The organism is Mesorhizobium sp. WSM4849, from assembly GCF_055811385.1.
Genome location: NZ_JBVVPW010000008.1, coordinates 213,805 through 237,249 on the forward strand (window position 1 = coordinate 213,805; position 23,445 = coordinate 237,249).

The 23,445-nt window shown below is 63.1% G+C and carries 23 protein-coding genes; 9 read left to right on the plus strand and 14 right to left on the minus strand.

Features of this window, described 5'->3' with window-relative positions:
* The gene (locus AC0L3L_RS11360; protein WP_473637616.1) at window positions 1-1,011 is read right to left on the minus strand and encodes an efflux RND transporter periplasmic adaptor subunit; all 1,011 of its coding nucleotides are present in this window, start codon (window positions 1,009-1,011) and stop codon (window positions 1-3) included.
* Window positions 1,012-1,150: 139 nt separating this feature from the next.
* On the opposite strand from AC0L3L_RS11360, the gene AC0L3L_RS11365 reads away from it, so the two are divergent.
* Window positions 1,151-1,843 carry a TetR/AcrR family transcriptional regulator gene (locus AC0L3L_RS11365; protein WP_473488372.1) on the plus strand — a complete coding sequence of 231 codons (693 nt, stop codon included), beginning with the start codon at window positions 1,151-1,153 and terminating at the stop codon, window positions 1,841-1,843.
* A gap of 66 nt (window positions 1,844-1,909) precedes the next feature.
* Here AC0L3L_RS11365 and AC0L3L_RS11370 read toward each other — a convergent pair whose 3' ends face one another.
* From AC0L3L_RS11370 to AC0L3L_RS11395, 6 genes are all read right to left on the minus strand, one after another.
* Window positions 1,910-2,440, minus strand: coding sequence for a cupin domain-containing protein (locus AC0L3L_RS11370; RefSeq protein WP_473637617.1), 531 nt, complete (start codon window positions 2,438-2,440; stop codon window positions 1,910-1,912).
* Between the two features lie 21 nt (window positions 2,441-2,461).
* Window positions 2,462-3,325 carry a class I SAM-dependent methyltransferase gene (locus AC0L3L_RS11375; protein WP_473637618.1) on the minus strand — a complete coding sequence of 288 codons (864 nt, stop codon included), beginning with the start codon at window positions 3,323-3,325 and terminating at the stop codon, window positions 2,462-2,464.
* A 213-nt stretch (window positions 3,326-3,538) separates the two neighbouring features.
* A complete protein-coding gene (locus AC0L3L_RS11380; RefSeq protein ID WP_473637619.1) occupies window positions 3,539-3,706 on the minus strand; it encodes a hypothetical protein in 168 nt (55 codons plus the stop codon).
* A gap of 13 nt (window positions 3,707-3,719) precedes the next feature.
* Window positions 3,720-4,088: a hypothetical protein gene (locus AC0L3L_RS11385; RefSeq protein ID WP_473637620.1), complete on the minus strand. Its 369-nt coding sequence runs from the start codon at window positions 4,086-4,088 to the stop codon at window positions 3,720-3,722.
* Between the two features lie 129 nt (window positions 4,089-4,217).
* A complete protein-coding gene (locus AC0L3L_RS11390) occupies window positions 4,218-6,731 on the minus strand; it encodes a two-component system VirA-like sensor kinase (protein ID WP_473637621.1) in 2,514 nt (837 codons plus the stop codon).
* The gene (locus AC0L3L_RS11395) at window positions 6,728-7,672 is read right to left on the minus strand and encodes a cytochrome-c peroxidase (RefSeq protein ID WP_473637623.1); all 945 of its coding nucleotides are present in this window, start codon (window positions 7,670-7,672) and stop codon (window positions 6,728-6,730) included. The genes AC0L3L_RS11390 and AC0L3L_RS11395 overlap by 4 nt, the downstream gene beginning before the upstream one ends.
* A 202-nt stretch (window positions 7,673-7,874) precedes the next feature.
* Between AC0L3L_RS11395 and AC0L3L_RS11400 the strand changes: the two genes are divergently transcribed.
* Window positions 7,875-8,063 carry a hypothetical protein gene (locus AC0L3L_RS11400; RefSeq protein WP_473637624.1) on the plus strand — a complete coding sequence of 63 codons (189 nt, stop codon included), beginning with the start codon at window positions 7,875-7,877 and terminating at the stop codon, window positions 8,061-8,063.
* The gene (locus tag AC0L3L_RS11405) at window positions 8,063-8,632 is read left to right on the plus strand and encodes a winged helix-turn-helix domain-containing protein (protein WP_473637625.1); all 570 of its coding nucleotides are present in this window, start codon (window positions 8,063-8,065) and stop codon (window positions 8,630-8,632) included. The genes AC0L3L_RS11400 and AC0L3L_RS11405 overlap by 1 nt, the downstream gene beginning before the upstream one ends.
* Window positions 8,633-8,678: 46 nt before the next feature.
* Here AC0L3L_RS11405 and AC0L3L_RS11410 read toward each other — a convergent pair whose 3' ends face one another.
* From AC0L3L_RS11410 to tpiA, 6 genes are all read right to left on the minus strand, one after another.
* A complete protein-coding gene (locus AC0L3L_RS11410; protein ID WP_473487096.1) occupies window positions 8,679-8,981 on the minus strand; it encodes a DUF982 domain-containing protein in 303 nt (100 codons plus the stop codon).
* Between the two features lie 352 nt (window positions 8,982-9,333).
* Window positions 9,334-9,873, minus strand: coding sequence for a DUF1697 domain-containing protein (locus AC0L3L_RS11415; RefSeq protein ID WP_473637626.1), 540 nt, complete (start codon window positions 9,871-9,873; stop codon window positions 9,334-9,336).
* A gap of 14 nt (window positions 9,874-9,887) precedes the next feature.
* A complete protein-coding gene (locus tag AC0L3L_RS11420; protein ID WP_352953448.1) occupies window positions 9,888-11,525 on the minus strand; it encodes a CTP synthase in 1,638 nt (545 codons plus the stop codon).
* 140 nt (window positions 11,526-11,665) lie between these two features.
* Entirely contained in the window at window positions 11,666-12,778 is a 1,113-nt protein-coding gene (locus tag AC0L3L_RS11425) for a L,D-transpeptidase (RefSeq protein WP_473487097.1), read from the minus strand.
* Between the two features lie 212 nt (window positions 12,779-12,990).
* Complete coding sequence (gene secG, locus AC0L3L_RS11430) at window positions 12,991-13,449, minus strand: preprotein translocase subunit SecG (RefSeq protein ID WP_473637627.1); 459 nt, start codon at window positions 13,447-13,449, stop codon at window positions 12,991-12,993.
* Window positions 13,450-13,627: 178 nt separating this feature from the next.
* Window positions 13,628-14,395, minus strand: coding sequence for a triose-phosphate isomerase (gene tpiA / locus AC0L3L_RS11435; protein WP_473637628.1), 768 nt, complete (start codon window positions 14,393-14,395; stop codon window positions 13,628-13,630).
* A gap of 144 nt (window positions 14,396-14,539) precedes the next feature.
* Here tpiA and AC0L3L_RS11440 point away from each other — a divergent pair, with 144 nt between their 5' ends.
* From AC0L3L_RS11440 to lexA, 6 genes are all read left to right on the plus strand, one after another.
* Entirely contained in the window at window positions 14,540-16,435 is a 1,896-nt protein-coding gene (locus AC0L3L_RS11440) for a SurA N-terminal domain-containing protein (RefSeq protein ID WP_473637629.1), read from the plus strand.
* Window positions 16,432-17,442 carry an anthranilate phosphoribosyltransferase gene (gene trpD, locus AC0L3L_RS11445; protein WP_473487000.1) on the plus strand — a complete coding sequence of 337 codons (1,011 nt, stop codon included), beginning with the start codon at window positions 16,432-16,434 and terminating at the stop codon, window positions 17,440-17,442. Before AC0L3L_RS11440 ends, trpD begins: the two co-directional genes overlap by 4 nt.
* A 4-nt stretch (window positions 17,443-17,446) precedes the next feature.
* The gene (gene trpC, locus AC0L3L_RS11450) at window positions 17,447-18,298 is read left to right on the plus strand and encodes an indole-3-glycerol phosphate synthase TrpC (RefSeq protein WP_473526770.1); all 852 of its coding nucleotides are present in this window, start codon (window positions 17,447-17,449) and stop codon (window positions 18,296-18,298) included.
* A 66-nt stretch (window positions 18,299-18,364) separates the two neighbouring features.
* Window positions 18,365-18,859 carry a cyclic pyranopterin monophosphate synthase MoaC gene (gene moaC, locus AC0L3L_RS11455; protein ID WP_473487002.1) on the plus strand — a complete coding sequence of 165 codons (495 nt, stop codon included), beginning with the start codon at window positions 18,365-18,367 and terminating at the stop codon, window positions 18,857-18,859.
* A gap of 2 nt (window positions 18,860-18,861) precedes the next feature.
* On the plus strand, window positions 18,862-20,067 hold the full coding sequence (locus tag AC0L3L_RS11460) for a molybdopterin molybdotransferase MoeA (protein WP_473637630.1): 1,206 nt from the start codon (window positions 18,862-18,864) through the stop codon (window positions 20,065-20,067).
* A gap of 104 nt (window positions 20,068-20,171) precedes the next feature.
* On the plus strand, window positions 20,172-20,909 hold the full coding sequence (gene lexA / locus AC0L3L_RS11465; RefSeq protein ID WP_095492879.1) for a transcriptional repressor LexA: 738 nt from the start codon (window positions 20,172-20,174) through the stop codon (window positions 20,907-20,909).
* Here lexA and AC0L3L_RS11470 read toward each other — a convergent pair.
* Entirely contained in the window at window positions 20,903-23,347 is a 2,445-nt protein-coding gene (locus AC0L3L_RS11470) for a ComEC/Rec2 family competence protein (protein WP_473637631.1), read from the minus strand. The two genes, lexA and AC0L3L_RS11470, sit on opposite strands and share 7 nt — an antisense overlap.
* Window positions 23,348-23,445: the final 98 nt, after the last annotated feature.

The window sequence follows — 23,445 nt, forward strand, 5'->3', positions numbered from 1 at the left end:
TTATCTCTCCTGGGCGGCGGTGATGCTTACGCGCCCCCCGTCGGCCAGGTCGGCGGGGTAGGGCGAGATGACGCGAGCCTTCTCGTCGACACCTGACAGAACCTCGATGCCATTGGTGCCGCGAATGCCGGTTCGGATTTCACGGCGCCGGGCCTTGTCGCCTTCGACTATGAACAGCTTGTTCCCATCCATCGCAGCGGGCGGGATCAACAGCGCATTTTTCGAAACGCGGATGACGATGTTCACGTCGGTCGACATGCCTATACCAAGCGGCGTATCGTCCGGCAGGCGGAAACGGACGCGATAGGTCTTCGTCACCGGATCGCCCTTGGGCGTGATGCTGTCGACCACCGCTTCCAGGTTCTGCCCAAGGAACGCATCCGATTTAAGCAGCGCGCGCTGGCCGACCTCGACCCGGGGGATATCCTCCTCGTTGACCTCGGCGACCACCAGGAGCGGCTTCGGCTCGCCGACCCAGAATAACACCGTGCCGAGCTCGGCGACCTCACCCACCTCGCCGTCCTGCCTGAGCACGACACCGGCGCTCGGCGCTCGTAAGACGTAGGTGTCGAGTCGCGCTTTCTGTCCGGCAACCAGCGCCTCGATCTGGCCGAGCTCGCTCTGCGCACGATCGAGCGCCTGCTGGCTCGCAGCACGCCTTTCGGCAAGCACCGTCAGCCGCCGGAGCTCTTCCTGGGCAAGCGCTTGACGCGCTTCGAGCTCGCCAAGCACGGCCCGGGCCTCGCTGTCGTCGAGCTTGGCGAGCACGTCGCCTTGTGCAACCCTCGACCCCTCGCAATTACATTGCTCAACGATCCTCTCGCGGACCACGGGAGTCACCTTGGCCCAGGTTCGCGGCTCGACGGAGCCGCTCGCGTAAACGATTTCCGCCGCGTCGCCGCGTTGTGGCGTCACGACCGAAACCTTGGCCGGTTGCCACAGATACCAAGCCCCGAAAGCAGCCGCAGTCGCGACAAGAACAATGCCGACAGTCGAGCGTATCCGTCGCAAGAAACTCTCCCTCCATGATCGAATCCGAACGTCGAGCAGTGGACAGATATAGCACCAGACCGACCGTCGGTCTATAAAAGTTGCATTAAGAACCGGTTCGTGCTCCTCTTGCTCCACCTGCACTTTGTGAGGATCGATTTTGCCCCGAGTGATAAAGCCGCCGGAGATACGATCCGCCGAGCTCCTCGACTGCGCCCAGCGGCTTTTCTTCGAGCATGGCTACGACAACACGACTGTGAACGACATCATCCGCGAGGCCGGCCTGTCGAAGGGCGCGTTCTACCACTATTTCGCATCAAAAGAGGCCCTGCTGGAGGCGCTCGCCACACGTCTCGCCCGCGACAGCTTCACCGAGTTGCAGCCCGTGCTCAACGATCCGTCACTCGATGGGCTTGGCCGGCTCAATGCGCTCTTTGCCGGCTCGCGGCGGCTGAACGTCGAGCTTGCCCCGCAATTGCGCAAGACATTTTTCGTCCTGTTCCGGCCCGAGAATCTTGCCCTCTTCCATCGGGTCGACCAGGCGGCCAGGGAATTGGCCATGCCGATAATCACCGATCTGCTCAGGAAAGGAAGCGAGGAAGGCATCTTTGACGTGCCCGACCCGGAAGCTTTTGCCGAAATGTTTATGCAGCTGCGGCTGATCTTTCGGGATGTGATGCACCGCGCCTTACTGAAAGCCGAGCAGGGAAATATCGACGAAGCGGCGCGGCTGCTCGACGACCGGCTGCGGCTCTACGGCATAGCAATCGATCGGCTTTTGAAGCTGCCCGATGGAACGATAGAAGCGGCGCAACCCGGGTTTGCCCGGGCTTTCCTCGAAGCAGGCCCATGAGCCGCCGAGCCCGCAAGGCCGCGGAGCAGCAAATTCACCGCGCCTCGTATACCGGTGCGGTCCAAATCAGGGGGGCGTCAGTGAAAGACCGACACTCGCATTCGCTTCCGGCGTCGCGTTCCAGTAGCCGTATGCCGCGGCGGTCGTCAGGAAATGCTGGATCGCGTCGGCTGACGGAGGATCCGAATGCCTGTTTTCCCCGGCGATCGGCTTTCCGACTTCCTGGAAGAACCGGCCCATCCTTGAAGTGCTGACGAGGATCATCACGGCCGCCTCAGTCGACAGGTTTCGAAAGGCGTGCTTTGCCCCGCCGGGCACGTGGAAAATGTTGCCCGGCCGGATCGATACCCAGACGAAGCCTTCCGGCGACTGCGAAAGCCCCTCGATCTCGCCGGAAATCTGGATGAAGGTCTCCGGATCGGCGTGGCTATGCAGCGGCACGGTAACACCCGGCGGAATGGTGCCGCGCATGACGCAAGGCTCGCCATCGCGCGGCGACGTAAGAAACTGAACCACAGGGCCCAGCACGTTGAGCGTCTCGACGTTGCGCGGGTCGACGAGATGTCCCGCGCGTTCGATGATGGCAGTGTCGAGCATCCGATGTCTCCCTTCGGTTCGTTATCCCGGCGTATTTGCCCATGCGCCGACAAAGGGCGGCAACATGATACACATCTGCTGTTCGACAGCCTCGCTGCGCAGTCGCTCGGCGAGCGTATCGACCCTTATTTCGGCGGCGGTCGCGGCGCCGACGGCCTCGGCCATCGGCAGCAGGCTGCGCAAGGCCTCGTAGATCGGCGAGTTGGGCCCGCTGCCGGCAAGGCCGGCGGAATTCATCTGCGGCGCAGGCAGCCCTGCGCCGGCGAAGACCATCGGTAGCCTGCCACCCATGTCGACCTCGAAACCCGCCCGCTCGATCGTCTCGATGATCCAGCCGCGGCATTTGCTGAACAGCGGCGCCTCTGGAAAACTGCGGGCGAGCGGCATCGCCATTTCCTGGAAGGCGATGATGCCGCCCGGCCGCAGATAGCCGGCATGCCTGCGCAGGGTTGCGGCCGGATCGGGCAGATACATCAGGACGAGCCTGCCGATCACCGCATCGAAGGTCTCGTCGGGCGAGAATGTATCAAGCTCACCGACAGTGAAACATGTCCAGTAACACTGGCCGGATTCGGTGGCGCGCCGCTCGGCAACGTCTACAGCCCCCGCCGAGCGATCGACGCCGAGCACTCTTCCCGAAGGCCCGACCAGCTTCCCGGCCAGCAAGGAGACGTCGCCGACGCTGCAGCCAATGTCGAGCACGCTCATGCCCGGTCCTATCCCCGCGCTGCGCAGGACATGCTCCGTAAGGTTGTAGATGAGCGATCCCTGCAACTCCAAGCGCTTGAATTCACCTTCCGTGTAGCCCAAGGCGTAGGGACGCGGATCCGTTGTGCCCTGATCGCGGTCGATCTTCGGCGCGTATTCGGCAAGCAGATTGTCCATTATTCGACTCCCTGATCGATCGGTCTGGATTTGACTTCCGATTGCCTGCTGGGCAGCCTATATGGCCACCCTGAGCTGGACCGTCATCACGATCGGTGATCAGTGCTACAACGTGATTTCCGGAATCGGGAATTGCGTTACGACTGAAACAGGCGGCCGTGTCTGACCTACCGCACAGGCGGAGAACACCCTGCGCCGGGTCTTCGGACGCGACTACGACTTCGGAGGCTGCGGTACGAACACAATGTACGGTGTCTTCGGCGGACGATCGGGCGGCACATAGTCCGGAACCGGCGCATCGTCTGCCGGCAGCGAGAGCACATAGCGGTGTATGGCGCGCAGGTCGGCCTCGGTCATGGCACGCAGGTTGAACCACGGCATAGGGGGGCGCGTCTCAATTGTACGCGCTAACTGTACCCAGTCGTCCTCGTCCATGGTGCGCAAAAGGTAGCGAAGATTCGTTGGATAAGTCGTGCCCCCACGGCCCATTGAAGCCGAGAGAGCCGCCGATCAGCCATCGATCCTCGGGGACGTTGCCGGCCTTCTCCAAGTAGCCTGGCGTGTGGCAGTCGTTGCAGCCGCCGATTTTCACCAGGTACCGACCGCGCTCGATCGAGTCGGCCGCCGTCGCCGCACCCACCTCATTTTGGTCGAGCGTCGCGACTGTGAGCACTCCGCCCAGGCCAAGAGCGGCAATTCCGATGAGAACCCATCGTGTCATCAGCTTCTCCGGTTTGCTGCTATTTGACGCCGACGAGACCATGATCCTTTCCGAAAACCGGTTTCCACTTTCCGGATCATGGTCTGGACGCGGATGGAACATCGAACAGCCCGGCTACAGGTTGATTTCACCCAGTGGAATTTTGGTTACAGCTGTAACGAAAACCCGTGATCAGCCTGAATGCAGATGGCGAGCAAGGCATTGTGCGACGGCGGTCGACAGCAGCGGCTTCTTGATGACCTCGCTTATGCCGGCCGCCGTCAGTTGACGCGACCGGAGCGGGCGGCCGTAACCAGTCATCAGGACAATTGGCAGGTCCGACCGGATCTCATGCAACTTGCCGGAGAACTCGACCCCCGTCATATCAGGCATGACCTCGTCCGTCAGCACCAGGTCGAAGCGTTCCGGATCGGTACGGAATGCACTGAGAGCGGCAGGGCTGCGGTCGAACCCGACCGGCTCGTAGCCAAGCGCGGCGAGCATCTCCTCTGCAAGTTGCATCAACGGCGTATCGTCGTCCACGACCAGGATCGTCTCGCCATTGCCATACTGGATCCGAACCTCGGTGCCCTCCCCCTCATCGTCGTCCTGGGTTGCAGCGGATTCGATCTGCGGAAAATAGATCTCGAAGGTTGTGCCTTGGCCAAGTTGGCTCTTCACGTCGACTGCGCCTCTATGCGCCGCAACGATGCCGTGCACCGTCGACAGGCCGAGCCCGGTGCCTTGCCCTGCCGGCTTGGTCGTGAAGAACGGCTCGAAGATGCGTTCGAGCGTCGCCTGATCCATGCCGGTGCCGGTGTCCCCGACGGCAAGACGGAGATAGCGGCCGGCCGGCAGGTTGCCGTGCGACAGCACCTGCGCCTCTACGAACTCCGTTATGTCGAGACCGATCTTCAATACGCCGCGGTTGTTCATCGACTGCGCCGCGTTGGTGCAGAGATTTATCGCCACCTGCTGAAGTTCGGTCGGATCGCCCATCATCGCGGCATCCGCGGCTGCAAGATACGTCTCCACTGAAAGCGTCGCGGGAAACGAGGCGCGCAGCAGATCGATCGCCTCCGCAACCACGGGCTGTGCCCGCAGCGCGTGATGCTGTCGCTCGCGGCGACGGCTGAAGGCAAGGATCTGCTCCGTGACGTCCTGCGCCCGCCTGCCGGCCTTCATGATCTGCTGGACGTAGCGCCGCGCGCGGGATTCTTTCAACAGCACCGCCAGCGCCATCTCGCCATAGCCGAGGACGGCGCCGAGAATGTTGTTGAACTCGTGCGCTATGCCGCCGGCTAGCGTTCCGATTGCTTCCAGCCGCTGCGATTGGTTGAGCCGCGCCTGCAGCGCCTCGCGTTCGTTGTGCTCGCGCGCGATGGCGTTGGAGAAGATCTCGGCGGCGGTGCGCAGCAGGGCGATGTCGTCGTCGGTCCAATGCTTTTCATGCGTGACGCTATCGAGAGCCAGAAAACCCAGCCGCTCGCCGGCATGCCACATCGGTATGCACAGCCACGATCGAATCTGACGCGCCTGCAGGCATGCCTTCTCCTGCCCGTCGGGAAGCTCGCCGACGCGGGGGACGTCGATGCAGCCTTGCCGTTCGTGGTTCGCGAGCGTCCAGCGCGAAGCCAGCTCGATGGTGTCGTTCGGCAGGCGGGCCGTCGAGCTCCCGCCCGGGCGGCGATAAAAGTAGCCGCCGGAAAAATCGGCATCGTATGTGCGGCTGACGAGAATCTGGGCGCCGTCGAGCCCGGCATGTTCCACCAGGCGCGCGAGGCCCTTGCTGATGCCGGCCCGGATACGGTCACGCGGCAGATTGATGAACTGGGTGGAGATCGAGGCGATCAGGCCCTCGAACTGCAGCCGCTCGCGCAGGATCCGCGCATTGTGGCGCAGCCGGGCGAACAAATAGGCCACATAGCCCACGAGAACCAGCGCGGTGATGTAGAGTAGCGTCTGGAACCGCGCGGCCCGCGCCGCAGCGCGCCCATGCGCATCGAGATAAAGGTCCTGCAGCGCGCGGGCGCGTTCGCTCGTTGGCGCAGTCTGTAGACGGGCGACGAGGTCGTCGACCGCCGGAAGCCTGGTGACGATAAGCCGGCCGTGGGAAACGAGCGAGTGGACGTCGCTTGCAGGCACGGCGTCGACGGACGGCCCGGCCAGCCGGTCGAGCGCAGCGGTCACTGCCTTTGCCGCCTCCGGCTGGGGATCATTGATGAACCGCGACATTGTGATCATCAGGGCTCCGATCTCGACCGCTCGAAGGCCATCGCCCTCGGTCGTAAGCCGACCGCTCATGTAGTTGAAATAGTTCAACGAGTTCTGCAGCAGCGCGTTGTCCGACTTGAACGCCTCGACGAGCGCCTCCTCGTCACCCACCGCGGCGATGACCTCGGCGACCCGCCGGTCGATATCCGCCCGTGCTTCGCCGCTGGCGATGTCCCGGGCGGCCGGCAGCGTCTGCGTCGCATCGTTCAGGTTCTCGATCGACCGCACAAGCGGATCGTAGCTGCGCAGCAGCCCCGCGCGTGCCCGCAACACGTCGCGCTGGAGGGCGGCGTTATAGAGGATGACCGTCCTGAGAGCGTCGAGCGTGCGCTCGTGACGGGCGGCATCGGGAGCCGCGCCCTGCACCAGGAGGTAAGTCAGGATGATGAGCAGGCACACGACGATCGGCGCCAGGATGCGTAACGACTTCATTGCTGCAGATGATCGGCTGCGCTGGTCAACGGCTGGCCGCGATACTCGCCCGTCAGCGTCCCGAGGAATTTGACGATGAGATCGGCATCGCGCTGGTCGAGCTCCCGGCCGAGTTGGTTCTGCGCCATGATCTTCACTGCGTCTGCGAGCGATGCGGTACGGCCGTCGTGAAAATACGGTGCCGTCACCGCGACATTGCGCAGGCTGGGAACGCGGAAGACATGGCGGTCGCTCTCGACGCCGGTAATAGTGAAGCGGCCGAGATCCGCCTTGGTCAAGGTTTTCTGGCCGGCGAAGGGATCCTGAAAGATGCCGAACTTCTGAAACAGATTGCCGCCCACATTGGCGCCCTGATGGCAAGCGATGCAGCCATACGCCTTGAACAGCTGATAGCCATGTTCCTCGTCCGCCGTGATGGCGTCGCGCTCGCCCTTGAGATAGCGGTCGAAACGGGCATTGGGCGTGATCAGCGAGCGCTGAAAGATGGCCAGGGCGTCGAGCACATCCGTCCGGCCGGGGGCGCCGCCGTAGACCTTCACGAATCGCTGCGAATAGTCTGGGTCGGAGCGCAGTTTCGGCAGCAATTCTTCCCAGCTCGTGTTCATCAGCCTGTTATCGAGCAGGGCTGCCTCGTTCTGCTCCTCGACAGTGCGGAAATTGCCGCGCCAGTTCAGCCGGAAATTGAGCGCTGCGCTGAAGGCGGTCGGCGCGTTGAAATCGAGCTGCCCGCCATCCGTCGCCGTGGAACGAGCCTTGCCGTCGTCGCCGCTGAGATCGAGCCTGTGGCAGCCGCTGCAGGCGATGACATCGTCATGCGACAGCCGGACATCGTTGAACAGGCTCTCGCCGAGTGCGATCTTCGCCTGGTCGGAAGGACCAATGTCCGTTATCGGAGCAATCGGCTCACCGATCGGAGGGGCCGGCTGATTGACCAAGGCCAACGCAAATGGTGCCGCTGCTGCCAGGCAAAGCGGAACAAAAAGCCCCGCCCGAACCTTACCAATCTGCTCATGCGCCATCGAGTGAGCCTGTGGTATCCGATCACGAAGATCATCGGCGCTTACCAACAAATCGCCGAAATCAGCGTTAAGTGTAATAAAGCAACGGCTCGGTCATGGGTTCCATACGTGCGGACGGTCTGAGATGTTAGCCGAACAGAACACTCGCTACGAAGAGCAGTCGAAAGGCAGACTCGAACAGGCAGCGGCGGCGAAGCATATCCTTGTCGTCGATGACGACCCCGAAATTCGCGAGATGCTTACCAATTGCCTGGAGAGCGAGCACTTCAGGGTCAGCGCTGTCGCCGATAGCCGGGCAGACCGGTGGACCTGATGATCCTCGACATGCGGCTTGCCGATGAGGACGGCTTTGAAATCATGCGGCAACTCGGCAGTCCGCCGGAAGCCCCCGTCATCATCATCACCGGCCACAGGCCCGACGAGGTGGATCGCGTCGTCGGCCTGGAGCTCGGAGCAGACGACTACATCACCAAGCCCTTCAGCCTCAGGGAGCTGCTTGCGCGCGTTCGCGCCGTGCTGCGGCGGTCGGGGTCAACGCGTCAGCATTCGCGTGGCAAGAAGCACAAACGCTACCGCTTTGCCGGCTGGGAACTCGACATGCGGATGCGGCGTCTGAGGTCGCCCGCGGGCGAAGCAACGCCGCTGACCGCCGGGGAGTTCAACCTGCTGGCAGCGTTCCTGCAATCGCCGCAGCAGATCCTGAGCCGCGAGCAGCTTCTCGCCGCCAGCAGGATTCACGACGAAGAGGTGTTTGACCGCAGTATCGACGTGCAGATATTACGACTGCGCCGCAAGCTCGAGGTCAACCCGAGCGAGCCGAAGCTCGTTGTCACCGAGCGGGGCGCTGGCTACGTCTTCGCTGCCTCAGTCGAGGTGCTGTGACTTTGCCGCAGGGTGCCGCGTTCGTGGCAGGTGCAGATATGAACGTTCATCGCCTCAGCGCATGCACGTTATCAGTATTTTCGCCGCCCATCGGCAGTGCCATGTCGTCGTCGAGCAGGCGCGTGATGCGGGCGAAGCCGGCAAAAGCCTTCCTTGCTTCCTCTGCCGACATCCGGCCCGCCAAAGCAGCGGAGCAGCAATTCACTGCGCACTGGTAGACTGGCCCACGTCGGCCTGTCGGCCATTTACGCAAGAACCCCATCGCTTCGGCTACGCTATAAATTTCTTCGGCAGGGCTTTCCTGCCCGCGCGAAATCCGCACAGGCGTAAAGAATTGCAGGCGATCCATCGTTTCCTCCCGGTCGATCGCTATGTGCTTGATCGAACCTTTAAACTTACGGCTGGCCATTTGGTTTCCGGCAAACAGAGCCCGGGGCTAAAAAAGAGGCCCGGCTAAAACGAAGTCTTTCACATCACTCGACCGAAATCGAATCACCAAACGTGACAACCATGTGACGAACCGTTGCCCGCCGATAAGCGCGAATTTCATCGAATGCCTATAAGGCCTAAGCCGGCAAATCAATCGGTTGCCGGTTCCCTCGCGTCGAGGCTCTTTACAGGGAAAATGGCGCGTTCCGCCGGAGCCGGAGCGGCGAAGGCATGACATAATTTCCCCCTTCTCCCCTTGCTTGTGGGAAGCCCTATTCACCGACCATCTCGGCCAGCCTGCGCACTGTATTCCAGTTGCGCGAGGTGCCGACCCCGAGCCGTTTATGGCTTGCCGCTGCAAGCAACCGCGAACTTGGCGTCTCGCGGGAAAATGCGATCCAGATGTCGCCGCCGACCGCCTGCATCCGCTCATCCTTGCCGACATAGGCCTCCAGCGCCGCGACGGCCTCAGCGGGAACGGGCTTGCGCATCACACGCACCGCTACCTGATCCGCGGCGGCAGCCGATTCGGCGGGAAACGGATTGCCGGCCGCAAGCCTCAACCAGTCATCCGCGCGGCGCACGATGATGTCGACATGGCGGCCGAAGGTCTTTTGGAACGCCGTCTCCAATCGGCGCTCCAGCGCGGCAATTTCTGTCTCTTTCGTCTCGAAGACCAGATTGCCGGTCGCCACCAGCGTGCGCGGGTTGTTCAGCCCCAGGCCTTCCGTCATGGCCCTGAGATCGGACATGACGACACGCCCCCCCTCGCCCAGGACGATGCTGTAAAGCAGAGCGACGTAGGTTTGCATGGTAACCTATCGGCTTAGACCAAGCGGCTCTGCTCCACCGCCGCTTCGATGAAGCTGGCAAACAGCGGGTGCGGGTCGAGCGGCCGGCTTTTCAGTTCGGGATGATACTGCACGCCGATGAACCAGGGATGGTCGGGGTATTCGACCGTTTCCGGCAGCACGCCGTCCGGCGACATGCCGGCAAAGACCAGGCCGCAATCTTCGAGCCGCTCCTTGTAGTCGACATTGACCTCATAGCGGTGGCGGTGGCGCTCGGAAATCTGCGTGTCACCGTAGATGTCGGCGATTTTCGAGCCCTTGGCGAGGTCCGCCTGATAGGCACCGAGCCGCATCGTGCCGCCGAGGTCGCCGGTTTCCCTGCGCTTCTCCAGCATGTTGCCTTTCAGCCATTCGGTCATCAGGCCGACGACCGGTTCCTCGGTCGGGCCGAACTCGGTCGACGAGGCATGCTCGACGCCGGCCAGCGAACGCGCGGCCTCGATACAGGCCATCTGCATGCCGAAGCAGATGCCGAAATACGGCACTTTTCGCTCGCGGGCGAACTTCGCTGCCAGGATCTTGCCTTCCGCGCCGCGCTCGCCAAAACCGCCGGGGACCAGAATGCCGTGGACCTTTTCCAGCCACGGCGCCGGATCTTCCTTCTCGAATATCTCGCTCTCGATCCAGTCGAGCTTGACCTTGACGTGGTTGGCGAGGCCGCCATGCGACAGCGCCTCGATCAGCGATTTGTACGCGTCCTTGAGGCCGGTATACTTGCCGACGACGGCGATGGTCACCTCGCCTTCCGGATTGTGAATGCGGTTGGACACCGCTTGCCAGGGCTCCATGCGCGGCTTCGGCGCCGGATCGATGCCGAAGGCGGCCAGCACTTCCGAATCCAGCCCTTCATTGTGATAGGCCATCGGCACGTCGTAGATGTGCGGCACGTCGAGCGCCTGGATGACCGCGCTCTCGCGGACATTGCAGAACAGCGACAGTTTGCGGCGCTCTTCCCTGGGGATGGGGCGGTCGGCGCGGACCAGCAGAATATCGGGTGCGATGCCGATGCCGCGCAATTCCTTGACCGAATGCTGGGTCGGCTTGGTCTTCAATTCGCCCGCCGTTGGAATGTAGGGCATAAGCGTCAGGTGCACGTAGACGGCGTTGTTGCGCGGCAGGTCGTTGCCGAGCTGGCGGATCGCCTCCAGGAACGGCATCGCCTCGATGTCGCCGACGGTGCCGCCGATCTCGCACAGGACGAAGTCATAGTCGTCGTTGCCGTTGAGAATGAAATTCTTGATCTCGTCGGTGACGTGCGGAATCACTTGCACGGTGGCGCCAAGATAGTCGCCGCGCCGCTCCCGCTCGATGATGTTCTTATAGATGCGGCCTGTGGTGATATTGTCCTGCTGGTTGGCCGAGCGGCCGGTGAACCGCTCATAGTGGCCAAGATCGAGATCGGTCTCGGCGCCGTCGTCGGTCACGAAGACCTCGCCATGCTGGTATGGCGACATCGTGCCGGGATCGACGTTGAGATAGGGATCGAGCTTTTTGATGCGTGCGCGATAGCCTCGCGCCTGCAAGAGAGCCCCTAGGGCCGCTGCAGCGATGCCTTTTCCAAGTGAGGAAACCACGCCGCCTGTGATGAATACATATCGCGCCATGGGAGTCATCGCTTAACGCGGCCGAATTGATTCCGCCAGAGAAAAAACCACCGCGAAGGCTTTTTCCCAAGAAGGCGCTCTGGTGGTGCGTGAACCAAAACAAAAGGGCCGGCGAGACCCGGCCCTTTTTGGGATGACCCGTTAAGGCGTCAGATGATGACGACCTTGGTGCCTACTTTCACCCGGCGGTAGAGGTCCATCACGTGCTCGTTGATCATGCGGAAGCAGCCGTTGGAGGCGCTCGTTCCGATCGACTGCGGCGCGATGGTGCCGTGAATGCGCAGATGTGTGTCCTTCTTGCCCTCGTAGAGATAGATGGCGCGCGCGCCGAGCGGATTTTCGCCGCCGCCGGGCATGCCGTCCTTGTACCGGCCGTAATTCTTCGGCTCGCGCTTCTGCATCTCGAGCGTCGGGATCCAGCGCGGCCACTCCTGCTTGTCGCCGACGGCGACCGTGCCCTTGAACTGCAGGCCGTCGCGACCGACCGCAATCGCATAACGGCGGGCGGTCCATGAAGATTCGACGAGGTAGAGGCGACGCGCGCTGGTATCGATGACGATGGTACCGGGGCTGTAGCCGGTGAACTCGACCTCTTGCGGAACGAACTCCGGCTTCACCTTGAACTGCTTCTTGGCTTCCTTCCTGGCGAGTGCGGCATCGAGAGCGCGGGTCTCGGGGAGCAGCGACATCGACGAGGACGTGCCGCCGAACAGGCCTGCGAACAGCCCGACGCTCTGCGGCTTCTGTCCAACCGGCTCGCTGCGCAATTCCCCGTTGTTGCCGGTCAATGCGACATTCATGGCCTCGGCGGAAACTGGCTCGGCCGACTGGATCGGTGCGATGGGTTGAACCGGTTCGATGAACTTGATGGTCGTCTTCTTAGCCAGCCGGGCAGCGGACGTATCCTTCTTGGCAAGCCCCTTCTTGGCAAGAAACGCTTGCCGTTCCGCGTCGGCCTTGGCTTTGGCCGCCTCGCGCATCGCCAGCTTCGTGGCCTCGAGCGCCTTGGCTCGAGCGGCCTCCTTGTCGGCCGCGATCTTGGCTTCGATCTTGCTGATTTGGGCAAGATCGTCCGCGGTCGGGTTTTTCTTCTTCTTGAGCAGCCTAAGCTGCGCCGTATCGCTTTTGGCAGCGACGTTGACAACGTCAGTTGTTACTGCGGCTTTAGGAGCCGAATTACCCGCCGGCATGGCCGCGTAAGCGGGCGCACCAAGGCTGAGCACGGCACAAAGGCCGGCTAAAATGAAGCTGCGAAGCTGCATGGCGAAGATCCGATCGTTCAATGCTTGTTGCCCACGGCGTCGCCCGGCGTCCCCCAAGGACCCCGAAAGTGCCGCGCGCAATCTATAGTCGATTAGTCGGAGACGCCTCAAGCGCCCTGTCGTGCCGTGCCCGGTCGAATCCTCGCGATCGTGCGGCATTTGCCGCGACTGTGTTCAAACAACAACAGATCGCGGCGCCGAACGTCTGCTGATTACTGGTTTGGAACCTGCGGCGTTACTGGCAGGGTGACGCCGTTTGTGGCCGGCGGCGTGGTCGAACCCGCCGCAGGCGGCGCAGCCGGCGCCGGGGCTGCGGCATCACTTCCGGAAGGCGGCGTTGGCGCCGTATTGCCGGAAGGTGGTGTCGGCGCCGTGGTGCCAGGCAACTGGTTGAGCACGCCGCCCGCACCGTTAGTCGCAGGCACACGATCGAGAATGTCGATCGGCTTTTCGCCGTAACGGGCGACGATCGACAATGTCAGCGAGGTGGCGAAGAAAGCCGCCGCCAGGATCGCCGTCGCCCGCGTCAGCGCGTTGGCCGCGCCGCGCGCGGTCATGAAGCCCGATCCGCCGCCGATGCCGAGGCCGCCGCCTTCGGAGCGCTGCAGCAGCACCACGCCGACAAGAGCGAGCACGACCATGAGGTGGACGACGATCAGTACGGTTTCCATAGTTTACCCTGGCAAAGCCTTGCGCGGCCGCGGATACGGCCGGTGATTTGGAGGCGGCTCAATACAATGCTTTGACGGCATTTCCAAGCCCGTGGCCGGAATATGGGAAGCGATGCGCCCTTTGCAACGATTTCCGCTGCGGCACAGCCTATCCGAAGCGTCCGACAGCCTTTCGATGCTACGAGATATTTCGATAGGCTTCGGCGATGCCGAGAAAGTCCGCCGCCTTCAGACTGGCGCCGCCGACCAGCGCGCCATCGACATTTTTCGCGCCGAGCAGTTCGACCGCGTTCGATGGCTTGACCGAGCCGCCATAGAGGATGCGCATCTTCGCCGCCGCGCTGCCAAGCTTTTCCGACAGTTTTTCGCGAATATGCACATGCGCCTCAGCAACGTCGGCGGCGGTCGGCGTCAGTCCCGTGCCGATCGCCCATACCGGCTCGTAGGCGATGACGGTATTCGACGCCGTGGCGTCGGGCGGCACCGAGCCGGCGACCTGGCGCGACAGCACGTCGAGCGTCGCGCCTGCCTCGCGTTCGGCTCTCGTCTCACCGATGCAGATGATGGCTACCAGTCCGGCTCGCCACGCGGCGGACGCCTTGGCCTGTACAATGGCGTCGTCCTCATTGTGATCGGCGCGGCGTTCGGAATGGCCGACGATGACGTGGCTGGCGCCCGCGTCTTTCAGCATCTCGGCCGAAATACAGCCGGTATGGGCGCCGCTCTCCTTGGTGTGGCAATCCTCGCCCCCGGCCCGGACCGGCGTGCGCGACAAAATCTCTGCGGCATGCGCCAGCAGCGTCGCCGGAACGCAGACTAGCGCTTCGGTTTCCGCATCGAGCCCGCTCATAAAGCCGTTGCCGATCATCCTGAGTTCGTTGAGCGAGGCGCTGGTGCCGTTCATTTTCCAGTTGCCTGCGACCAGCGGGCGGATTCCTGGCGTCATGGGATTTGTTCCTCCGGGCGATATTCGGCTGCGTCCTCACTACCAAACTCAGCCCACAAAGCAATCGACAGTGGGCCGGAAGGACGCTATTGCCCTTGTTTCAGACTCGGCGCATGCGAAAATGCGCAAAAATCGGAAGTGACCATGCTTAGTATCTTGAGAAGCGCGGCGGGGACCTGGGTCGCGAAGGCACTGCTGATATTGTTGGTGTTGAGCTTCGCCGTCTGGGGCATTTCCGGGCAGCTGGTCGGTGGTTTTGCAGGCCACGATGCAGTTGTCACGGCCGGAGGCACCAAAGTGTCGATCAACGAGTATCGCCTCGCCTATGATCGCCAGATCAGCGTGATGTCGCAGCAATTCGGCCAGCGCATCAGCCGCGAGCAGGCGACGGCGCTCGGCCTCGACAACCAGGTGCTGGCGCAACTCGTGTCGGGCGCCGTTCTCGATGAGCAGGCCCGCAAGCTCGGACTAGGGCTGTCCAAGGACCGGCTGGCCCAACTCACGCATGAAGACCCGGCCTTCAAGGGTCCCGGCGGCACCTTCGACAGAAGGACTTTCGAATACATACTGCAACAGGTCGGCATGCGGCCGGAAGACTATCTGAGGAATCGCGCCCAGGTGGCTGTGCGCCAGCAGATCGTCGAGGCGGTTTCGGACGGCCTCAAGGCTCCGGATACTTTCTTGAAGGCAGTCGCGCTTTATCGTGGCGAAGACCGCACCATTGACTATCTGACCTTGCCGAAATCGCTGGTCGAGCCGATTGAAGCGCCATCCGACACTGCGCTTTCAGCTTATTTCGAGGAAAACAAAAAGACCTATGCGGCGCCCGAATACCGCAAATTCTCCTATGTCAGGCTCGAGCCGCAAGACATCATGGATCTGAGCGCCGTGACCGACCAACAGGTCAGCGACGACTACAACAAGAACAAGGGGCGCTACACCACGCCGGAAACGCGCACCATCGAACAGCTCGTGTTCAAAACGCCTGATGCCGCGAAGGCCGCGCTCGATTCACTCAAGACCGGCGCGACCTTCGACAAGATCGTCGCCGCCGAGGGCAAGACGCAAGCCGACACGCTGCTCGGCACGCTGTCCAAGGACAAGATCGCCGACAAGGCGGTGGCGGATGCGGCGTTTGCGCTCAATGTCAACGAAGTCAGTCCGGCGGTCGTTCAGGGCGCCTTCGGTCCGGTGCTGCTGCGCGTCACCGACATCAAGCCCGAAGTGGTGAAGCCGCTGGCCGAAGTGTCCGCCGATATCCGCAGGGATCTGGCGCTGGGCGAGGCAAGCCGCATTCTGTTGGACGTGCATGACAATTACGAAGATATCCGCGCTTCGGGCAGCACGCTCAAGGAAGCGGCTGAAAAACTGAAGCTGAAGGTCGTCACCATCGACACGATCGATCGCACCGGCCTGAGGCCGGACGGCACCATCGTCAAGGACCTGCCGGAATCGCCGGAACTCATTAAGGCGGTGTTCGACGCCGAACCCGGCACCGAGAATCCCGACCTCACCACCGCCGACAACGGCTTCGTGTTCTACGAGGTGGAGTCGATCACGCCGGCCCGCGACCGCACGCTGGATGAAGTCCGCCAGAAGGTGGTGGCCGACTGGACGGCGGCGGAAACGACCAAGCGACTCACCGCAAAAGCGGGCGAACTCGAAAAGCGTCTCGATGCCGGCGCTACGCTCGATGTGATCGCGAGCGAGCTCAAGCTCGAGAAGCAGACCAAGCGCGGCGTCAAGCGCGAGGCGGACGACGTCGATTTCGGCAAGGAAGGGGCGGCTGCGATGTTCGGCGAAGGCCAAGGCGGGACCGGATTGATCCCCTCGCCCACCGGCGACGGACAGATCCTGTTCAAGATCGCCGAAGTCTTCGAGCCTGCCGGAGCCGACGCCAGCTCGGTGCCGGATGAGGCGCAGAAATCGTTCACCGCCGGCATGTCCGATGACCTGCTCGACCAGCTGGTGGCGCAGCTGCAGACGCAATATGACATTCGCATCGACCAGACCGCCGTTGCCCAAGCCCTGACCAGATGAGCGCGCTCAAGACCCATATCGCCAAGGTCGCCGCAGGCAATTCCCTTTCCTTCGAGGAAGCGCGCGAGGCCTTCGACATCATCATGTCGGGCGACGCTACGCCCGGCCAGATCGGCGGCTTCCTGATGGCGCTGCGCGTGCGCGGCGAGACGGTGAGCGAGATTTCCGGCGCCGTCGCCACCATGCGCGCCAAGATGCTGCGCGTCGACGCGCCCGCTGGCGCGATCGACATCGTCGGCACCGGCGGCGACAATTCGCACAGCGTCAACATCTCGACCGCATCCGCCTTCGTCATCGCCGCCTGCGGCGTGCCGGTGGCCAAGCACGGCAATCGCGGACTGTCCTCGCAGACCGGCGCCGCCGACGTGCTGACCGCGCTCGGCGTCAAGATCGATATCCCGCCGGAAACGATCGGCCACTGCATCCACGATGCAGGCGTCGGCTTCATGTTCGCGCCGGCGCATCATCCGGCGATGAAGCATGTCGGTCCGATCCGCGTCGAGCTCGGCACCCGCACCATCTTCAACCTGCTTGGCCCGCTCTCTAATCCGGCCAGTGTGAGCCGGCAGATGGTCGGCGTCTTCTTGCCGGAATGGATCATGCCGGTGGCCGAGACGCTGAAGGCACTGGGCGCCGACCACGCCTGGGTCGCCCATGGCGACGGTTATGACGAGATCACCACCACCGGTGAAACCCAAGTGGCCGAACTGGTCGGCGGCGAGATCCGCACCTTTACGCTGACACCGGAAGCGGTTGGGCTGAAGCGGCACACCAAGGACGAGTTGCGCGGCGGCGATGCCGCCTACAACGCCCAGGCGCTGCGCGACATGCTGGGCGGCGCTGCCGGCGCCTTTCGTGATACGGTGCTGATGAACGCCGGCGCGGGGCTGGTGGTGGCGGGCAAGGCGACGACGCTTGCCGACGGCATGGCGACGGCGGCGCAAGCCATCGACAGTGGCCGGGCGCTGAAAGTGCTCGATCGGCTGGTCGAGATTTCGAACGGATAGAGCCGTGTCTGATATCCTGCGCAAGATCGAAGCCTACAAGCGCGACGAGATCGCCGCGGCGAAGGCGCGCGTGCCGCTTGCCGAGGTCAAGGCGCGGGCGAAGGACACCGACGCAGCGCGCGGCTTTCTCTCGGCTCTTGAAGCCAGGCGCAAATCCGGCAGCTTCGCGCTGATCGCCGAGATCAAGAAGGCGAGCCCGTCCAAGGGCCTGATCCGTGCCGATTTCGATCCGCCGGCACTGGCCAGGGCCTATGCGAAAGGTGGCGCCGCCTGCCTTTCGGTGCTGACCGACGCGCCGTCCTTCCAGGGTGCGCCTGAATTCCTCACCGATGCGCGCAACGCCGTGACATTGCCCGCTTTGCGCAAGGATTTTCTGTTCGAGCCTTATCAGGTGTTCGAAGCCCGTGCGTGGGGCGCTGACGCCATCCTGATCATCATGGCGAGCGTCGATGACGCCGTGGCCAGGGAACTCGAAACGACGGCGTTCGAACTCGGCATGGACGCGCTGGTCGAAGTGCATGACGAGGCTGAGACGGAACGCGCGCTGAAACTGTCATCGCGGCTGATCGGCATCAACAACCGCAATCTCCGGACGTTCGAAACCAGCATCGAGACCTCGGAGCGGCTCGCGACGATGATGCCGGCAGACCGCCTGCTGGTCAGCGAGAGCGGTATTTTCTCGCACGAAGACTGCCGCAGGCTGCAACGGAGCGACATCGGTACGTTCCTCGTCGGCGAGAGCCTGATGCGGCAACAGGACGTGGCCACTGCGACGCGCCTGCTTTTGACGGGCAATGCGCCCGCCATTGCATCGGCCCGAAAATCGGAATCGATTTTCGGAGAGCACGATGCATAGATTCAAAGTGTTAGAGCGTGCTTTGCGCGTCCAGACGGACGCACGTCGCGCTAAGGTGACCTGACGATGACGGCCGCCCTCACCCATCTTGGCGCGAAAGGGGAAGCCAATATGGTCGATGTCGGCGACAAGGCGGAGACGACGCGCACGGCAATCGCCGAAGGTCTTGTCTCGATGCGGCCCGAAACGCTGAAGATGATTCTCGACGGCGATGCCAAGAAGGGCGACGTGCTGGGCACGGCGCGCATCGCCGGCATCATGGCGGCCAAGAGGACGCATGAGCTGATCCCGCTCTGCCATCCGCTGCTGTTGACCAAGGTATCCATTGACATCGAACCGGACGCGACGCTGCCAGGCCTGAAGGTCACGGCGCTGGCCCGCGTCACCGGTAAGACCGGCGTCGAGATGGAAGCGCTGACCGCCGTCTCGGTCGCCTGCCTGACCATCTATGACATGGCCAAGGCGGTCGACCGCGCCATGGTGATCTCGGGCATCAGGCTGGCGGAAAAGACCGGCGGCAAATCCGGCGACTACAAGGCGGATGCCAAGGGGGCAGGCTAATAATGGCACTGCTTCCGGTCGCCGAGGCGCTCGAGCGCCTGCTTGAGGATGCTGCGCCCTTGCAGGCTGAAAGCGTCGCCCTGATGGACGCCGCCGACCGCGTGCTGGCGGAGCCGCTCCTGGCGCTCCGCACCCAGCCGCCGTTCAACGCGTCCGCCATGGACGGCTATGCCGTGCGGGCCGAGGATGTCGCGTCCGTGCCCGCAAGACTTTCGGTGATCGGCATCGCGCCGGCCGGACGCGGCTTTGCCGGAACAGTCGGCCCGGCGCAGGCCGTGCGCATCTTCACCGGCGCGCCGCTTCCTGCAGGCGCGGACACCATCGTCATCCAGGAGAATGTCCGCGACCTCGGCGGCGGCAGCATCGAAGTGACCGCGTCGACGGTTGAAGGCCGCAACATCCGCCGCCTCGGGCTCGATTTCTCGAAGGGCGACGTCCTGCTGGAGAAAGGCCGCCCGCTTGATCCGGCGGCATTGTCGCTGGCGGCGTCGGCCAACCACCCGCAGGTCAGCGTGGTGAAACGGCCGTTGGTCGCCATCATCGCCACCGGCGACGAATTGCTGCCGCCGGGCAGCGACCTTGGCCCCGACCAGATCATCTCGTCCAATGCCTATGGCGTCGCCGCCGCGGCCCGCTCGGTCGGCGCCAGCGCGCTCGATCTCGGCATCGCCCCCGACCGCAAGGAGGCGATCGCCACGCTGGTGAAACAAGCGGTCGACGCAGGCGCCGACGTCATCGTCACGCTGGGCGGCGCCTCGGTCGGCGACCATGACCTGGTCCATGACGTGCTGACCGGTGAAGGCATGACGCTCGATTTCTGGAAAATCGCCATGCGGCCCGGCAAGCCGCTGATGTTCGGGCGGCTGGGCGACATCCGCTGCATCGGCCTGCCTGGCAATCCGGTGGCGAGCCTGGTCTGCACGCAGCTCTTTCTGACGCCGATGCTTGCGCGGCTCGGCGGCCGCGCCTTCCGGCAGGACATGCGTCAGGCGCGGCTCGGCGCCGCCATGCCGGCCAACGATCTCAGGCAGGACTATGTACGCGCCGTGGTGAGCGAAGAAGCCGGCACGCTGCTGGCGACCCCGTTCGGCATCCAGGATTCCTCGATGCTCAAAATGCTGGCCGACGCCAACGGGCTGATCGTGCGCGAGCCGTTCGCTCCCCCAGCCGCGACGGGCGCCGCGTGCAGCGTGCTGATGCTACGCTGAACAAAACGTCAACACATTCATTAAATTTTAAACGGTTGCGGAACACAACTGGAACAGATAGTGTTTGTTCTGGGTTTGTTTTTCTGATTCTGTTGGGGGTCGCGATGCTGACACGCAAACAACATGAACTGCTGATGTTCATCCACGAGCGGCTGAAGGAAAGCGGCATTCCGCCCTCGTTCGACGAGATGAAGGAAGCGCTCGACCTCGCCTCGAAGTCGGGGATCCATCGGCTGATCACTGCACTGGAGGAGCGCGGTTTCATTCGCCGCCTGCCCAACCGCGCCCGCGCGCTGGAGGTGCTGCGCCTGCCCGATTCGATCGCGCCCGGCCTCAATGCGGCGCGCAAATTCTCGCCAAGCGTCATTCAGGGCAGCCTTGGGCAGGGCAGCCTCGGACGACAGATCAAGCCGGCGCCTTCGCGCATGCCTGCGGCCGGCAATGACGACGACGTCGTTGCCACCATCTCCATACCGGTGATGGGCCGCATCGCTGCCGGTGTGCCGATCGACGCCATCCAGCACCAGACGCATTCGATCTCGGTACCACCGGACATGATCACCGGCGGCACGCACTACGCGCTGGAGGTCAAGGGTGACTCGATGATCGAGGCCGGCATTTTCGACGGCGACACGGTCATCATCCGCAACGCCGACACCGCCCAGCCTGGCGAGATCATCGTCGCCTTGGTCGACGACGAGGAAGCGACGCTGAAGCGGTTCCGCCGCAAAGGTGCCTCGATCGCACTGGAAGCCGCCAATCCGGCCTATGAGACGCGCATCTTCGGGCCGGACAGGGTCAAGGTGCAAGGCAAGCTCGTCGGACTGATCCGGCGTTACTGAACGGCAGGCTTTTTGGGTTTCTCGGCCCTGCGGTATGGCGGCAGGCCCCTCGCCTCGCGCGAAAATCTCCGCTGCTCATGCCAAGGCCTATAGGGCTGTCTGACGGCAAAACGGATTTCTGCGCGCGTCGTCGCAGATAGCGGATCGAAAAAGACGGCGGCACTGCCCATGCGAGCGAGCTGCCGTTTGGTGACGACGAGAACCAGCGGATTGCGGCAGGGATTATAATAGGCTGTGGCATCATCGATGACGATCAAATCCGCAAAGGCACAGGCTGGCGGTGCGGTTTTGCGGTCGTCGGCGAGCGCGATGATCGCGCCGGACTGGTGCCGGGCGAGGCACAGGCCGGCAGTGCAGTAGAAGGGCGCTCCCGGCGGCAGGTCGGCCGGGTCGACGATGTCGAACCGCACGTCTCCTTTTTCGAATGTCTCCGGCTCGACAATGGTCGCTGAAACCAGCGCATGTTTCCAGTTGTCGGTGGTGAATTCGTTCGAGCGCACCCGGTTGACGGCAAGTTCGCCGCCGCCGATCGGCAGCGCCACCAGATGCGCATCTTCCGAAATCAGCACGTCGGGGGTGCGCGTCTCGGAAATCGTCAGCAGGCCGGCGAGCGCAAAGGGAAGTGCCGCAAGCCGCAACCATGTCGTTGCCATCGTGGCGATGACTAGGGCGGCCGTCACCAGCAGAACCGACTGCAACGAGATCAGCCCGACGGCATCGACCGGCGACCGCTCGGAGATCCATCCCGATATTGCAATCATGGCCGTCAGCCCCTTGCCCATCATGTATAGGAAAGGGCCGTCGAAGCCGAACGGCATTGCCAAGGCGCTGACGACGGCCAGGAACATGACGACCGTGACGATCGGCATGACGGCCAGATTGGCGAACAGGCTGAGCGGCGAGACGCGCTGGAAGTGCCAGATGGCGAAGAGTGCGGTGGCGCTGCCGGCAATGATGGAGGTCATTGCGATGGTACCTGTCCCAGCGGCAAGTTTTCGCGTGACGAAAGCGATCGTTGACCGTCGCTGTGGCGGCGCGGTGGCCTTGTCGGCACGATAGTCGGACCAGCCGGCATAGGCGCCCACGAGAGCAGCGGTCGCGGCGAAGGACATCTGGAAGCTTGGGCCGACCACCTCGTGCGGCGACACGACGATGACGGCGATGGCCGAAATCGCCAGATTGCGCAAGGTGAGTGCCGCCCGGTCGAACAGCACGGCGACAAGCATTACCGCCAGCATGATAAAGCTGCGTTCAGCCGCGACCACGATACCGGAAAAAATCAGATAGGCAGCGATGGAAACGAGTGCGGCAGCAGCCGCATATTTTTTGACCGGCCGGCGCGACGAAAAATCGGGAACCAGCGCAAAGGCGCCGCGCAGCAATCCCATGATGGTGCCGGCGACAAGCGCCATGTGCAGGCCGGAAATCGAGATGATGTGGTAGATGCCGGTGCGCCGCATCGATTCGTTTATCTCTTCGGGAATGCCGGCACGCACGCCGACGATCAGCGCGGCGGCAATCTCCCCCTCGGCGCCACCGATGCTGTCCCTGATATGGTCGGCGATGGTTTCACGCGCCTTTTCGATCGAGGAAGAAATGCGCGCGGCGAACGGTGCATCTTCGGAAACGACGATCTTCGGATTGCCGAGGAAAAAGCCACTGGCACCGATACCGGCGAAATAGCTGTCGAAGGAGAAGTCATAACTGTCCGGCCTAACCGGGCCAGTCGGAGGCAGAAGCCTCACATAGCCGGTTGCCACCGAGCCTGCGGTCATCTCAGCGGGAATTTTGCGTGCCGAAACCCTGACACGTTCCGGCGCATAACGCAGTGTCGGCCGGGCGGTCGTCATCACGTCGATGGTCAGCCTGATCCGGCCGTTCGCCATCTGATCGAGCCTAACGACACGGCCGGTGAGCTGGGTCTGGATTTCCGAGCCGAGCATCTGCGTTGCCACGCGCCAGGTTTCAACCTTGGCGGCGAGTAGCCCGAGTGCGCACAGCAGCGCTGCCATGAAGCACAGATGCGTTTTGCGCCATGAGCGTGTCACCGCCGCACACAATGCCGTGAGGACCACGACGGCAATGGGCTGCGGAAAGTCCGGTTCGACGGCAAGCGAAAAATAGACGATCACCCCGCATGCCAGAAAAACCGGCACCAGCAGGAAGGCGACGCCGCGGTCTAGTTCCAGGCCGGCTGCCGAGGCCACGCTGTTGCGGATACCGGATGGTGAAAGATGGCTGAGCTGTCGGCGGAAACGAATGACATGCCCGGGTGTTGGCGCGGCCCGGTCCGGCGAAAGAGGCTGAATGCCCGGGTGCGACGCAGGCAGCGAAACGGGTAGCGGCTCGGCGTGGGGAACGTCGGCAAACAGCGATCGTTCGCTGACGCTTGTGGTCGCGCCCTCGCTCTTGTCCGCGCCGCGGCCTGGTCCAGCCATCGGGTCTGCCCCTTGCGCCCTTGACCTCCTATGCTACATGAACGCGCGACGCGCGAAAGTCCGCGCAATCACATCCGTTTCCTGCGCTTGCCTGAGAG